Annotated in this window: 2 tRNA genes and 2 rRNA genes; all 4 read right to left on the bottom strand. The window is 50.8% G+C overall.

The features are described 5' to 3' along the window. A 23S ribosomal RNA gene (locus CKF42_RS20985) occupies positions 1-94 on the bottom strand; the annotation flags it as partial. Positions 95-295: 201 nt separating this feature from the next. Further along, positions 296-371 (bottom strand) — tRNA-Ala (locus CKF42_RS20980). A 141-nt stretch (positions 372-512) separates the two neighbouring features. After that, positions 513-589 (bottom strand) — tRNA-Ile (locus tag CKF42_RS20975). Positions 590-662: 73 nt separating this feature from the next. Further along, positions 663-736 (bottom strand): 16S ribosomal RNA (locus CKF42_RS20970); the annotation flags it as partial.

Genomic DNA, 736 nt, shown 5'->3' with positions numbered 1-736 from the left:
TCATATCACCTTACCGTCGCTTTACGCAGATTAGCACGTCCTTCATCGCCTCTGACTGCCAGGGCATCCACCGTGTACGCTTAGTCGCTTAACCTCACAACCCACAGGCGTTTTCACGCTGCAGACTGTAAGCATTTGAGAGACTCGGACATGTCGTCATTTCATTCTTATTACGGAGAATGAACGCGCCATGTCGTTTCAATTTTCAGCTTGTTCCGGATTGTTAAAGAGCATAATACGTCACAGCACACCGTCGCCGGTACGCTCTGAGGTATTTCAGAAAAAACAGCAAGTATGGTGGAGCTAAGCGGGATCGAACCGCTGACCTCCTGCGTGCAAGGCAGGCGCTCTCCCAGCTGAGCTATAGCCCCATACAGTTACTGCAGAGACCACTACTACCAGGAGTTGCATTCTTCATGTAAAGAATGCGATTTTTTCTCAGGCAAGGCGTGCTGACGCGAAGCATAGTGAACTATGCGAGCCGCCGGCACAACGCAGCATGAGGACAAATCTGGTAGGCCTGAGTGGACTTGAACCACCGACCTCACCCTTATCAGGGGTGCGCTCTAACCACCTGAGCTACAAGCCTGTAGAGGTTTTTTCTGCTCGTGACTTTTTATCAGACAATCTGTGTGAGCACTGCGCGGGAAGGTATCTTCAGGTAAGGAGGTGATCCAACCGCAGGTTCCCCTACGGTTACCTTGTTACGACTTCACCCCAGTCATGAATCACAAAG

Origin of the sequence: Pantoea sp. ARC270 (genome assembly GCF_003236725.1) — a bacterium.
Classification (GTDB): Bacteria; Pseudomonadota; Gammaproteobacteria; order Enterobacterales; family Enterobacteriaceae; genus Pantoea; species Pantoea anthophila.
Note: the sequence above shows the minus strand (reverse complement) of the source record. Positions and strands in the feature narration are given on the sequence as shown.